Origin of the sequence: Mesorhizobium sp. M0816, from assembly GCF_040320005.1 — a bacterium.
GTDB lineage: Bacteria > Pseudomonadota > Alphaproteobacteria > Rhizobiales > Rhizobiaceae > Mesorhizobium.
Genome location: NZ_JAMYOT010000008.1, coordinates 79,400 through 91,558 on the forward strand (window position 1 = coordinate 79,400; position 12,159 = coordinate 91,558).

14 protein-coding genes are annotated in these 12,159 nt (G+C 62.4%); 7 read left to right on the plus strand and 7 right to left on the minus strand.

All coding sequences use genetic code 11. From position 1 onward, the window contains the following. Positions 1–46 precede the first annotated feature (46 nt). The 6 genes from NKI17_RS14355 to NKI17_RS14380 form a co-directional block, all read right to left on the minus strand. Positions 47–787 (minus strand): DUF899 domain-containing protein, encoded by a 741-nt coding sequence (locus tag NKI17_RS14355; RefSeq protein ID WP_352571987.1) that lies wholly within the window; start codon positions 785–787, stop codon positions 47–49. A 149-nt stretch (positions 788–936) separates the two neighbouring features. Then, entirely contained in the window at positions 937–1,962 is a 1,026-nt protein-coding gene (locus NKI17_RS14360; protein ID WP_352571988.1) for a class I fructose-bisphosphate aldolase, read from the minus strand. Between the two features lie 141 nt (positions 1,963–2,103). Next, positions 2,104–3,300: a phosphoglycerate kinase gene (locus NKI17_RS14365; RefSeq protein ID WP_352571989.1), complete on the minus strand. Its 1,197-nt coding sequence runs from the start codon at positions 3,298–3,300 to the stop codon at positions 2,104–2,106. A gap of 160 nt (positions 3,301–3,460) precedes the next feature. Beyond that, positions 3,461–4,315, minus strand: coding sequence for a lytic transglycosylase domain-containing protein (locus NKI17_RS14370; RefSeq protein WP_352571990.1), 855 nt, complete (start codon positions 4,313–4,315; stop codon positions 3,461–3,463). A gap of 4 nt (positions 4,316–4,319) precedes the next feature. Beyond that, positions 4,320–5,573 (minus strand): flavodoxin-dependent (E)-4-hydroxy-3-methylbut-2-enyl-diphosphate synthase, encoded by a 1,254-nt coding sequence (gene ispG / locus NKI17_RS14375; protein ID WP_352571991.1) that lies wholly within the window; start codon positions 5,571–5,573, stop codon positions 4,320–4,322. 204 nt (positions 5,574–5,777) lie between these two features. Beyond that, positions 5,778–5,957 carry a YdcH family protein gene (locus NKI17_RS14380; RefSeq protein ID WP_023678481.1) on the minus strand — a complete coding sequence of 60 codons (180 nt, stop codon included), beginning with the start codon at positions 5,955–5,957 and terminating at the stop codon, positions 5,778–5,780. Positions 5,958–6,196: 239 nt separating this feature from the next. Here NKI17_RS14380 and NKI17_RS14385 point away from each other — a divergent pair, with 239 nt between their 5' ends. Continuing rightward, complete coding sequence (locus tag NKI17_RS14385) at positions 6,197–6,400, plus strand: YdcH family protein (RefSeq protein ID WP_023678480.1); 204 nt, start codon at positions 6,197–6,199, stop codon at positions 6,398–6,400. A 34-nt stretch (positions 6,401–6,434) separates the two neighbouring features. Here the strand turns inward: NKI17_RS14385 and NKI17_RS14390 are convergent, their stop codons facing one another. Next, positions 6,435–7,238, minus strand: a complete 804-nt coding sequence (locus NKI17_RS14390; RefSeq protein ID WP_352571992.1) for an IclR family transcriptional regulator — start codon at positions 7,236–7,238, stop codon at positions 6,435–6,437. A gap of 128 nt (positions 7,239–7,366) precedes the next feature. Between NKI17_RS14390 and NKI17_RS14395 the strand changes: the two genes are divergently transcribed. The 6 genes from NKI17_RS14395 to NKI17_RS14420 all read left to right on the plus strand — a co-directional run bounded on the left by NKI17_RS14395 (position 7,367) and on the right by NKI17_RS14420 (position 12,156). Further along, positions 7,367–8,248, plus strand: coding sequence for a transporter substrate-binding protein (locus NKI17_RS14395; RefSeq protein WP_352454853.1), 882 nt, complete (start codon positions 7,367–7,369; stop codon positions 8,246–8,248). 66 nt (positions 8,249–8,314) lie between these two features. Next, positions 8,315–8,980 carry an amino acid ABC transporter permease gene (locus NKI17_RS14400; protein ID WP_023678477.1) on the plus strand — a complete coding sequence of 222 codons (666 nt, stop codon included), beginning with the start codon at positions 8,315–8,317 and terminating at the stop codon, positions 8,978–8,980. A 1-nt stretch (position 8,981) separates the two neighbouring features. Next, on the plus strand, positions 8,982–9,632 hold the full coding sequence (locus tag NKI17_RS14405; protein WP_023678476.1) for an amino acid ABC transporter permease: 651 nt from the start codon (positions 8,982–8,984) through the stop codon (positions 9,630–9,632). 4 nt (positions 9,633–9,636) lie between these two features. Then, positions 9,637–10,431, plus strand: coding sequence for an amino acid ABC transporter ATP-binding protein (locus NKI17_RS14410; RefSeq protein WP_023678475.1), 795 nt, complete (start codon positions 9,637–9,639; stop codon positions 10,429–10,431). Between the two features lie 34 nt (positions 10,432–10,465). Next, positions 10,466–10,927 carry a RidA family protein gene (locus NKI17_RS14415; protein WP_023678474.1) on the plus strand — a complete coding sequence of 154 codons (462 nt, stop codon included), beginning with the start codon at positions 10,466–10,468 and terminating at the stop codon, positions 10,925–10,927. A 23-nt stretch (positions 10,928–10,950) separates the two neighbouring features. Next, on the plus strand, positions 10,951–12,156 hold the full coding sequence (locus NKI17_RS14420) for an aminotransferase class V-fold PLP-dependent enzyme (protein ID WP_352571993.1): 1,206 nt from the start codon (positions 10,951–10,953) through the stop codon (positions 12,154–12,156). The last annotated feature ends 3 nt before the right edge of the window (positions 12,157–12,159 follow it).

Below are 12,159 nucleotides of genomic sequence, written 5' to 3' on the forward strand. Positions count from 1 at the left end.
GCGCATGTCGGGCCGAAGGCGAAAGACCTTGGGTGACCGCCCGTCGTCAATGGCAGCAGCTGTCCTGCATCTCGGGCGTATCCGCATATTCGTCGTGCAGCCGCACCCAGTCCACCAGGCTATGGTGGGGACCGGTTTCGTTGCGACCCTTCGGCGTCAGGTCGAGATAGTGATATGTGCCGATCAGCGGATCGCCGCCTCTGGAGCGCGAGATAAAAGTCAGGAAGATGTCGCCTTTCTCGTCGCGATAGAACACGCTGGTGCCGGGAAGATCCTTCGATTGCCGCGCGCGCCGCTCGAAATTGTAGGTCGTGTCGCCGGCCGCGATCTGCTTGTCGGTGAATGACACCTGCATGTCGAAGTTGAAGTCCGAAGCGTACGACGACACCCAGTCGAATTTCCAGCCCATGCGCTGCTTGTAGGGCAGAAGCTCGGCCAGCGGCGCCCGCGCAACCACCACGAGCGAGACGTCGTGGTGCCTGAGATGCTGGTTGGCACCGTCAATGTGGTCGGCAAGAAACGAGCAGCCCTCGCAACGATAGTCGGCACCGGGGCCGAACATGAAATGGTAGACGATCAGCTGGCTGTTGCCGCCAAACAGGTCGGGCAGTTTCTTTGGCCCTTGCTCGGTCTCGAAGACGTAGTCCTTGCGGATCTTCAGCCACGGCAGTTCGCGGCGTTCGGCGGCGACACGATCGCGAAAGCGCGTCAATTCCTTTTCGCGCGCCAGATGCGCCTTGTGCGCCTGAAACCACTCTTCCTGCGATACGGTCTTGTTGTTTGGCATAGGTCTGCTCCTCTTTTCACGGAGGACGATCGGCAGCGAGGAATGCCGACACCGAGCTGCATTTTTAGTTGCAGGAAATTGCAGACCTTGCTGCTTTCAAACAAACCCGGGCAAAGGCCCGGGTCGGAGGGAACGCAACCTGAATTCCGTCAGGCGGCTTGCTCAAGCGTCGGCTGCCATTGTCCAAGCGCTGCCAGATGGTTCATGTGGGCGCGATGGGCGAAGGCGGCCTGGGCGGCGGCGACGTTCGCCGCCTTGCCGCCCCACGCCTTCTGCGGAGCGGCCTGCAAGGCGCGGCCGTAGGAAAAGGTCAGCTTCCACGGATGCGGGCCAATGGCATTGATGGCGTTGAGGTTGGAGGTCGCCTCCTCGTCAGATTGTCCGCCCGAAAGGAAGGCGATGCCTCCGATCGCGGCCGGCACCGTCTCGCGGAACAGTTTTATGGTCTTTTCGGCGACTTCCTCGGGGCTGCTGACCTTGCCCGACTTCTTGCCGGCGAGGACCATGTTCGGTTTCAGGATGGTGCCTTCGAGGACGACGCGCGCCGCATAGAGTTCCGTGTAAAGCTTTGTCAGCGTCGCCTTGCTGATCTCGTAGCAGGTGTCGATGTCGTGGGCGCCGTCCATCAGCACTTCCGGCTCGACGATCGGCACGATGCCGGCCTCCTGGCAAAGCGCTGCATAGCGGGCGAGCGCATGGGCGTTCGAGCCGATCGAGGTGGCGGAGGGCACGCCCTTGGCAACATCGATGTCGATCACCGCGCGCCATTTGGCGAAGCGGGCGCCGAGCTTGTAGTATTCGGCAAGGCGTTCGCGCAAGCCGTCGAGGCCCTCGGTGACGGTGTCGCCGGGGAAGCCGGCCAGCGGCTTGGCGCCGGCGTCGACCTTGATACCGGGGATGGCGCCTGATGCCTTGATGATGTCGACCAGCGGCGTGCCGTCGGCGGCCTTCTGATGGATGGTCTCGTCATAGAGGATGACGCCGGAAATGTATTTGGTCATCGCATCGCTGGCGCGGAACATCATCTCGCGATAGTCGCGGCGGCTGTCGGCGGTCGATTCGACGCCGATGACGTCGAAGCGCTTCTTGATGGTGCCGGAGCTTTCGTCGGCGGCCAGCAGGCCCTTGCCATCGGCCACCATCGCGGCGGCAATGTCCTCGAGACGTTCGCTCATTTTTGCTTCTCCTGAAAGAATTGATCCGCGCCCAGCAGACCACCAGAGCAACGCAGGTTCAAGTCGAACCATTTTGTCAAACAAGCGCGAATCGATTGAAAGTCGCGGGCGCACTCCTTCGCGCTGCTCTTGCGGCCGCGCTCAGCGCTTCAAGACGTCGACGCCGGGCAACGGCTTGCCTTCCATCCATTCGAGGAAAGCGCCGCCGGCCGTCGAGACATAGGTGAAATCGTCGGCGACGCCGGCATGGTTGAGTGCCGCTACCGTGTCGCCGCCGCCGGCGACGGAAACCAGTTTGCCGGCCTTGGTGCGCGCCCCAGCGTGCCGGGCCGTCGCCACCGTCGCATGGTCGAACGGCTCGATCTCGAAGGCGCCGAGCGGTCCGTTCCAGACCAGCGTCGCGGCACGGTCGATCCATTCGGCAATGGTTTTCTCGGTCTTTGCGCCGACATCAAGGATCATGCCGTCGGCCGGCACGTCCGCTATGGCGACGGTCTCGCTGGCGGCGCCCGCCTTGAATTCCCTGGCGACGACGCCGTCGACCGGCAGGATGATGGCGCAGCCGGCCTCGGCCGCCTCGATCATGATCTGCTTGGCGGTGGTCGCGAGATCACGCTCGCACAAGGATTTCCCGACGTCGGTGCCGCGCGCCGCTAGAAACGTATTGGCCATGCCGCCGCCGATGACCAGCGCGTCGACCTTCTTCACCAGGTTCATCAACAGGTCGATCTTGGTCGAGACCTTGGCGCCGCCGACGATGGCGACAACCGGGCGGACGGGATTGCCAAGCCCCTTTTCCAGCGCATCGAGCTCGGCCTCCATGGTGCGGCCGGCGAAGGCCGGCAGCACATGCGCCAGCCCTTCTGTCGACGAATGGGCACGGTGCGCAGCAGAGAAGGCGTCGTTGACGAAGATATCGCCGTTAGCGGCGAGCTTTTCGGTGAAGGCCGGGTCGTTCTTCTCCTCGCCCTTGTGGAAGCGGGTGTTCTCGAGCAGCAGCACGTCGCCGCTGTCCATGGCGGCGACGGCATTTGCCGCCTTGTCACCGATGCAGTCGGAGGCAAAGCCAACCGGACGGCCGAGCACGTCCGCCGTCGCCTTGGCGATCGGTTCGAGTGAGAATTCCGGCGCCGGTCCATCCTTGGGCCGGCCGAAATGGGCAAGCAGGATGACCTTGGCTCCCTTGCCGGAGAGCTCGGCAATAGTCGGCGCAATGCGCTCGATGCGGGTGGCGTCGGTGACCTTGCCCTCGGTGACGGGAACGTTGAGGTCGACACGCACCAGCACACGCTTGCCGCTGATATCGCCGATGTCGTCCAGTGTCTTGAAGCCGGCCATGCTGATCCCTTTCGCGAAAAATCGCGGGGACCTTACCCCGCATCGACAACGATGCAAGACCTGCCTGACGGTTCACCGAAAATATGATTCACGTATCGAGGACGAAGTGCCCACGGGGAACAAGATGGCAGCGATGGCGCGAAACGCACCGACATATGGCTTACCGATTGCGCACCACGATGCATGCGCCGCCCACGCTGTGCAGTTTCTGGCAAATATCGTCGGCCTTGGCTTTGGTGTCGGCGCCGATCCGCACCGCATAGATGCCGCGCCTGCCGATCGGTGTGCGCACCCGGCTGACCACCGGATCGCGACCGCTGAGCAAGGCTGGAAACCGGCGCTTCACGTTGCTCCACTGATTGAGCGCCGCGGCGCGGCGGAAATTGCCGGCCACCTGCACGCCCCACGGCTTGATGTTGATCGACGACATCGGCACGGTTCTGGACATGATCACCGGCAGCTCACGGCAAGCAGCAGCGAAACTCGCCTTCTTGTCGAGCGGCCGGATGACGCCGGCGTAGGCGGTATTGGTGAAGTTGTCGGCCGGCTCGCCCATGACGTCCAGAACGTAGCTTTCGGTCTCCATCGGCAAGAAGCCGCCGGAATTCAGCCAGCGCGACACCCGGGTCTCGCCGGCGTTGTAGGCGGCTGCGGCGAGGCCCAGATTGCCGAAGCCGGTCTTCAGTTCGGCGAGATATTTTGCCGAGGCCGGGATCGCTTGCTCGATATCGAACGAATTGGTGAGGCCGCGTATCCTGGCGGTGCCCGGCATGAACTGGGCAATGCCTTCGGCGCCGACCGGGCTGACCGCATTGGGATCGAAACGGCTTTCCTTCCAGATCAGCCGGGCAAAGAAATCCCTGGGCAGCCCGTTCCGGTCGGCATGGGCCTCGATCAGGTTGCAAACCTGGTCGATCAGCTTCTTTTTGGCGGGCCGTGGTGGATCGGCCTGAACGGCTGTCGCCCAGATCAGCCCGCAAATGAGAACCAGCGCCGCGCCGAGCAAACGCCGCATTCAACTACTCCGCCGCGGCTTTGTCGTGCTGCCCGAACCGCCGTTCGATATAGTCGGCGACCATTTTCTCGAAATCCGCGGCAATCGATGAGCCGCGCAGCGTCGCCGCCTTCTTGCCGTCGACGAATACCGGGGCGGTCGGCATCTCGCCGGTGCCGGGCAGCGAAATGCCGATATCGGCATGTTTGGATTCGCCCGGACCGTTGACGATGCAACCCATCACCGCGACCTTGAGGTTCTCGACGCCGGGATATTGTTCGCGCCACACCGGCATGTTCTTGCGCAGGTCGGCCTGGATGTTCTGGGCAAGCTCCTGGAACACGGTCGAGGTCGTGCGGCCGCAGCCCGGGCAGGCGGCGACGATCGGCACGAACTGCCGGAAGCCCATGGTCTGCAACAGCTCCTGCGACACCTGCACCTCGCGCGTGCGGTCGCCGTTCGGCTCCGGCGTCAGCGAGATGCGGATTGTGTCGCCGATGCCTTGCTGGAGCAGGATGCCCATGGCCGCAGACGAGGCGACAATGCCTTTCGAGCCCATGCCCGCCTCCGTCAGGCCGAGGTGCAGCGCATGGTCGGAACGGGTGGCAAGCTCGGTGTAGACGGCGATCAGATCCTGCACGCCGCTGACCTTGGCCGACAGGATGATTTTCTCGCGGGCAAGGCCAATCTCTTCGGCCATTTCGGCCGACAGGATCGCCGATTGCACGATTGCCTCGCGCGTCACTTCCTGCGCGGTCAGCGGAAAGCCTTGGGCCTGGTTGTCATCCATCAGCCGGGTCAGCAGCTCCTGGTCGAGCGAACCCCAGTTGACGCCGATGCGCACCGGCTTGTCGTATCGGATCGCCATCTCGACGATTGCCGCGAACTGCCGGTCCTTCTTGTCCTTGAAACCGACATTGCCGGGGTTGATGCGGTACTTGGCCAAGGCCGCGGCGCAGGCCGGATGATCGGCCAGGAGCTTGTGGCCGATATAATGGAAATCGCCGACCAGCGGCACGTTGATGCCGAGCCGCTCCAGTCGCTCGCGGATGGCCGGCACAGCGGCAGCGCTTTCGTCGCGGTCGACCGTTATGCGCACGATCTCGGAGCCGGCGCGATGCAGCGCCGCCACCTGCGCGACCGTCTGGTCGATATCGGCCGTGTCGGTGTTGGTCATCGACTGGACGACGACTGGGGCGCCGCCGCCGACCATCACGCCGCCGACATCGACACCGACCGACCTGCGGCGCGGGAAGGGTGAGGAAAAATATCCGGTCATGCCGGCTGCCTTTAATCTTGAAGGTCCGGGCATGAGGTGGAGGAGCAAAGATGGCTTGTCAATGGCGACTGGCGCGCAGGCCCAGCAAATCGGAAACAACAAGACGGCAGCTTGCCGCAAATCCATAGGCGTTTCCGGCAGCATAGAGACATACCACCGGAAAGAAATCACGCGCCGGGCGGCGTGGCTAGTCCTGGAAGGGCGTCAGTGCGTCGTCGGTTTCGCCTTCAGTTTTTCAATCTCGTCCTTGAGCGCCAGCTTGCGCCGCTTGAGATTCACGATTTCGAGGTCGTCCACCGATGGATGGGTCATCGCATCGTCGATTTCCCGTTCGATGTCGCCGTGTTTCCGCTGCAGCTCATCAAGATGGGATGCAAGAGACATGATTGGTTCTCCCTTTCATGGTTTCCTCGGATTGCAGCCGTCATGGCACGTCCACCGCAGGCTCGCTTCTGTGACGGCATAATGACAGTGTGCCACCATCGCGCACCGATGTCGAATGCTGCGTGGTAGCATTCCACGCCAATATGAAATGTGATATGGGCTGCGCGCCGGTGCAAGAAGACCCGGTCCCGCCCAATCAGGCCCATAGTTTGGGCGCCGCAGACGTGCAGACGGTAAAAATGTCCGATCAGGAACAGGCAGATATCCGCCTCGAATATTCCCGGCTGAAGCAGGAACACGCCGATTTCGACGCCGCCATCAATGCGATGATCGCCATGAATTGCGACCCGCTGCAGATCCAGCGCATGAAGAAAAAGAAGCTCTTCCTTAAGGACAGGCTGATGGCGCTGGAAGACAAGATCATTCCAGACATTATCGCTTGAACGGACGCCGGCGCTGGCCTGCTGGAAAGGCGGCCTATGCCGCGATCGAAAGCCGCGCGGCGCGCTCGAGCAACAGCTCTATCAGGTCATCGGTCTTTTCGGTCGAGGTATCGATGGGAACCACCAGGCACATCGTCGCCTCGACCCTGCCCGGCGCTGAAAAGACCGGCGCGGCCAGGCATTTCGTGTAGGCATCGACAAGGCCGGAGGTGACGCAGTAGCCGGCCGACTTGGCGACGGCGATGTCGTCTATGAAATCATCGAGCTGCAATCTGCGCCCGTCCGGCAGCACGAGATCGTCTTCCGAGACCATATCCTCGATCGCCGCCCTGTCGAAGCCGGCGAGGAGCAGTCGCCCGGAAGCTGTCCAGGGGAGCGGTATTTGCAGACCCGTCGCCGAGCTGATCCGGAATGGCCTCGTTCCCGGGCTTGAATGGACGATGGTGTAGCGGCCGCTTTGCAGCATGCACAACTCCGAGGTCTCGCCGGTCTCGCGTGACAGATGGTCGACTTCCTGGCGCCCTCGCCTAAGCAGGTCGTTGCCCCGCACATAGTCCATTCCGTAGAGATAAAGCTTCTTTCCGAAATAGACCCGATTGCCGTCCCCGGCCATTTCCAGCAGGCCTGCGTCGACCAGCGAGCGCACCAGCGTATAGGTCGTCGACCGCGGTGCATTCACCCCTCTGGCAAGGTCGCCAATGCCGATCGCACGCTGGGTCGTGTGGAGAAACTCCAAAATCTGGAGAACCCGGTTGAGACCCTTCTCCCGAGAGCCCGAGTTCTTGTCTTCGTCCAGACCGATGTCCGGTCGAGCGGCCAAGGCATTGCCATCTTGCATTATCGATCCCTGATGTTAATCTGTCTTGTACAGAGTACAGGCGTCTCTTGTAAGGGACAATGACGTCAGTTGCAACCGATGCCTGTACTGCTGGTCCAAAGGGGAACTCAACACGAAAGGAGGTCGCCGTGAACGACATATCCAAAAGGCGTGAATTTCTGAAACTGGGAATGGCCGGGCTTGCAACGGCCGGAGTGATGAGCGCCGCTACCGCGGTCGACGTTCAGAAAGCGGCGGCCCAGGCAGCGCCGGACAGCCTGCTGCGCACCGTCCTCGAGCGCGGCAAGGTGATCGTCGGGACCGGCAGCACCAACGCGCCCTGGCATTTCGAGAACGACGCCGGCGAACTGGTAGGCATGGACATCACCATGGGTCGCATCCTCGCCAAGGGGCTTTTCGACGATCCGACCAAAGTGGAATTCGTCATGCAGGATCCGGCTCAGCGCATTCCGAACGTGACCACCAACAAGGTCGACATCACCATCCAGTTCATGACCATGACCGCCCAGCGCTCGCAGCTGATCCACTTCTCCCGACCCTACTACGTCGAAGGCATCGCCTTGCTGACCCTTCCGAACGCCGAAAACAAGACCTTCGACAAGCTGCTTGCCGGCGGTTCGGCAACGCGGATTTCCATCCTGCAAAATGTCGATGCCGAGGCTAACGTGCATATCGTCCTGCCGGAGTCGCAGGTGATGCAGATAGACACGCAGGCCAACGTGCTGCAGGCCTTGGAATCGAAGCGCGTCGACGCCGCCGCGGTCGATCTGTCAACGGTGCGCTGGCTCGCCTCGCGCAATCCGGATAAGTACTTCGATGCCGGCAAGAGCTGGTTCTCGATGCTTTATGGTGCCGCGCTGCGGCAGGGCGACCTCGACTGGCTGACCTTCGTCAACCAGACCTTCACCATCGCCATGTTCGGCCATGAAACGGCACTCTACGACGCTGCGTTCAAGGATTATTTCGGACAGGAGCCGCCGGCGCGCCATCCCGGTTTCCCGGTCATTTGATGCAAGCAGGCGGAAGGACAACGTCCTTCCGCCTTCTCTCATCACAGCCCTCCATGACGAGGACGCATGGGTTATACTCTCAACTTCAACCTTATCTGGCGGCATTTCGACAAGCTCTGGGGCGGACTGCTGCTAAGCCTCGAACTGGCCGTCATCTCGATCGCGATCGGCATCGTCATCGGGCTCGTTCTGGCGGTCTGGTACGTGTCGGCCGGACGTGCGGTGCGGACCATCATCGCGGGGTATGTCGAGTTCATCCGCAACGTGCCGCTGATCCTGCTCGTCTATCTGGTCTTCTACGGCTTGCCGACGGTGGTCGACATTGCCTACAGCGCGCAAACCTCATTCATTGCCACGCTGTCGCTCTACAGCGGCGCCTACCTGGTCGAGGTGTTTCGCTCGGGGCTCGAGGCGGTGCCGCGCGGTCAACTCGACGCCGGCAAGGCAATCGGCCTGACGCCATGGCAAAGGCTGCTCGATGTGCGCCTGCCGACGATGCTGCGCATAACCCTGCCGGCGCTTTCCAACACATTCATATCGCTCTTCAAGGATACGTCCGTGGCGTCGGTCATCTCGGTACCCGAACTCACCTATGGCGCCCAGTGGATCAACTTCAACACGTTCCGCATTGTCGAAGTCTATCTGGTGGTGACGGCAATGTACCTGTTGACCGGCTACACGCTGCTTTTCGCGCTGCGGCTCGTCGAGCGCCGGTTCAAGGCGGCGCGCTGACATGCTGAGCCAGATCATCTACGCCTTGCCGTTCCTCGCCGAAGGCTTTGCCGTAACCTTGTGGGTGTCGCTGCTGGTCGTGGTGTTATCGCTCATCGCCGGCGTGCTGATGGGCGTCGGCCTTGTCTATGGTCCTTTTCCGCTGCGCTGGGCAGTGCGCATCTTCAGCGACACCATACGCGGCATTCCGATCCTGGTGCTGATCTTCTTCGTCTATTACGGCCTGCCCGCGGTGGGGCTGCATCTGGAATCCTTTTGGGCGGCCGTGTTCGCCCTCACCCTCTTCAAGACCGCACAAGTCGTCGAGTATCTCAGGGGCGCCGTCGGCTCGATTCCCAAGGGTCAGTCCGAGGCGGCGATGGCGATCGGACTGACCTTTCGCCAGCGGCTGGTCTACGTCATTTTTCCGCAGGCGTTCAGGCGCTTCCTGCCACCCTGGATCAATGGCGTCACCGACGCGGTGAAGGGCAGCGCGCTGGTCTCGCTGCTCGGCATCACCGACCTCATGCAGGCAATCAACCAGGTCATCGGCCGCACCTATGAGGCGATGCCACTCTACATTCTCGGTGCGCTCGTCTACTTCGCCGTCAACTACGCCCTCTCCTTGGCCAGCCGGCGCCTGGAGCGGCGTTTCTCCTTCATCCGGGAATAGCACGATGTCCAACGCCTCGCACCAGAATCCGGCACTTCTCGATGTCACCGAGGTTTCCAAAGCCTTTGGATCCGTCGAGGTCCTGCGCTCCGTCAGCCTGCAAGTGACACGCGGCGAGGTCGTGACTATCATCGGCCCCTCCGGCAGCGGCAAGACCACGCTACTGCGCTGCGTCAACTTCCTGGAGAGCTACGACAGCGGCTCGATCCGTATCGACGGCAAAGAAGTCGGCTATCGCGAGACGGGAACACGCCAGCGACGCAGCGAGCGCGACCTGGCGGCGATGCGAGCCGAGACCGGAATGGTGTTCCAGAGCTTCAATCTGTTTCCGCATTTGACTGCGGCCGGCAACATCATGCTTGGCCTGCGCAAGGTGCGCGGCAAGAGCAATGCCGAGGCCCGCACCATTGCCGAGCACTGGCTCGGCCGCGTAGGCCTCGCCCACAAAGCCGACAGTCTGCCGGCCGAGCTTTCCGGCGGCCAGCAGCAGCGCGTCGGCATCGCCCGCGCCGTGGCGATGGAGCCGAAGATATTGCTTCTCGACGAGATAACCTCGGCGCTCGACCCCGAACTGGTTGGCGAGGTGCTCGAGGTCGTGCGCAGCCTCGCCGAAGACGGCATGACGATGCTGATGGTCACGCATGAAATGGCTTTTGCGCGCGACGCATCGAGCCGCATCGTTTTCATGGCGGATGGCGGCGTCAGTGCCGTCGGACCACCCGCCGAGATTCTGGCGGCGGGGTTCGACAATGAACGCCTTCGCAGTTTCCTGGCGCGGTTTCGCGCCTCGCATTTTTGACATCGGACGGCGAAAGCTGTCGCAAGGAGCTTTTATGACGCCTTACATCCGGCTCGCGGAATTGGGCCTGACACTGCCCGAGCCGCCGAAGCCCATCGCCAACTTCGTCACCTATGCCGAGAGCGGACGGCTGATCTTCCTCTCCGGCCAGGGGCCGTTGCGCGCCGATGGCGCGCTCTGCACCGGCAAGGTCGGAGAGGATGTCAGCGTTGAAGAGGCCTACGGGCATGCGCGTCTGACCGGCCTGAACCTGCTCGCCGTCATGCATGCGGCGGCCGGCGACCTCGGCCGCATCGTGCGCGTCGTCAAGCTGCTTGGCTTTGTCAATGCGACGCCGACATTCAGCGAGCACCCCAAGGTGGTGAACGGCTGTTCCGATCTTTTCGCGGCCGTCTTTGATACGCTTGGCGGACATGCCCGTTCCGCGATCGGTGTCGGCTCGCTGCCGGGCAACATCACAGTTGAAATCGAGGCGGTCGTCGAGATCGCCGCCTGAAATCTTAAACAGGATCTACAGAGATGACGACCTATGCCGCTGACCGTTCCAACACGACAATCCGCGAACGGCTTGGCCTTCGCCCAATCATCAATGTCTCCGGCACGATGACGGCACTCGGTGCTTCGATCATCGTGCCAGAAGCGATTGCCGCAATGTCGGAAATGGCCTCGCAATGGGTCGAGATGGACGATCTGCAGCGCGCCGCAAGTAGGGTGATTGCACGCCTTACCGGCGGCGAGGCCGGCTTCATCACCGCATGCTGCGCCAGCGGCATAACAATGGCGATTGCCGGCGCGATGACCGGGACCAGCCTTCTTGCGATCGAGCGGCTGCCGGACGACACCGAGGGCCTCAAATCGGAGGTCATCGTTCAGCTTGGTCACATCGTCAATTATGGCGCGCCGATCGACCAGTCGATCCGGCTTGCCGGAGCCAAGGCAGTGCCTGCCGGCACGGTCAGCGTCACCCAGGATTATCATGTTGCCGAGGCGATCCGGGACCGGACGGCGGCAGCCCTCTACGTCGTTGCGCACCACACCGTGCAATACGGCATGCTCTCGCTTGAGGAGTTCTGCGAGATTTGCCACGCCAAGGGCGTGCCGGTGATCGTCGACGCCGCCTCGGAATACGATTTGCGTGGCTTTCTGGCGCGCGGCGCCGACATTGTTGTCTACAGCGGGCACAAATTTCTCTCAGGGCCGACAAGCGGCATCGTTGCCGGCCGCAAGGATCTGGTACGGGCCGCCTATCTCCAGAACCGGGGCGTTGCGCGCGCCATGAAAGTCGGCAAGGAGAGCATTGCCGGCACTATGGCGGCCCTGGAAGCCTGGGAGCGGCGCGACCATGCCGGCATTCGCCAGCGGGAAGAAGCCGCACTGCATCTGTGGCAAACCGCATTGCAGGGCCTGCCTGGCATCGAGGCACGTGTCATTCCAGATCCGACCGGAAATCCTCTCGACCGCCTGCAGGTGTTTGTTGCGCCGGAAAGCCGCTTCACCGCCGCCGGCCTCGCCTCGGCGCTTGCGGCGGGTTCGCCGCCCGTGCTCGTGCGCAACCACGAGGTCGAGCGCGGTCACTTCTTCCTTGATCCGTGCAATCTCCATCCCGGCGAGGCGGAGATCGTTGCCGAACGCCTGCGGGCGGTGTTGAGTGCTGCCGATCGGCCCGCGGATGCGATGAAACCCGCTCGCAAGCAGTCCGCCGGAGCGCTGCGCTGGCCGGACTAGACA

Coding starts and splice junctions, on each gene's coding strand:
- NKI17_RS14355 (WP_352571987.1), bottom strand. CDS start 787: ATGCCAAACAACAAGACCGTATCGCAGGAAGAGTGGTTTCAGGCGCAC.
- NKI17_RS14360 (WP_352571988.1), bottom strand. CDS start 1,962: ATGAGCGAACGTCTCGAGGACATTGCCGCCGCGATGGTGGCCGATGGC.
- NKI17_RS14365 (WP_352571989.1), bottom strand. CDS start 3,300: ATGGCCGGCTTCAAGACACTGGACGACATCGGCGATATCAGCGGCAAG.
- NKI17_RS14370 (WP_352571990.1), bottom strand. CDS start 4,315: ATGCGGCGTTTGCTCGGCGCGGCGCTGGTTCTCATTTGCGGGCTGATC.
- ispG (WP_352571991.1), bottom strand. CDS start 5,573: ATGACCGGATATTTTTCCTCACCCTTCCCGCGCCGCAGGTCGGTCGGT.
- NKI17_RS14380 (WP_023678481.1), bottom strand. CDS start 5,957: ATGTCTCTTGCATCCCATCTTGATGAGCTGCAGCGGAAACACGGCGAC.
- NKI17_RS14385 (WP_023678480.1), top strand. CDS start 6,197: ATGTCCGATCAGGAACAGGCAGATATCCGCCTCGAATATTCCCGGCTG.
- NKI17_RS14390 (WP_352571992.1), bottom strand. CDS start 7,238: ATGCAAGATGGCAATGCCTTGGCCGCTCGACCGGACATCGGTCTGGAC.
- NKI17_RS14400 (WP_023678477.1), top strand. CDS start 8,315: ATGGGTTATACTCTCAACTTCAACCTTATCTGGCGGCATTTCGACAAG.
- NKI17_RS14405 (WP_023678476.1), top strand. CDS start 8,982: ATGCTGAGCCAGATCATCTACGCCTTGCCGTTCCTCGCCGAAGGCTTT.
- NKI17_RS14410 (WP_023678475.1), top strand. CDS start 9,637: ATGTCCAACGCCTCGCACCAGAATCCGGCACTTCTCGATGTCACCGAG.
- NKI17_RS14415 (WP_023678474.1), top strand. CDS start 10,466: ATGACGCCTTACATCCGGCTCGCGGAATTGGGCCTGACACTGCCCGAG.
- NKI17_RS14420 (WP_352571993.1), top strand. CDS start 10,951: ATGACGACCTATGCCGCTGACCGTTCCAACACGACAATCCGCGAACGG.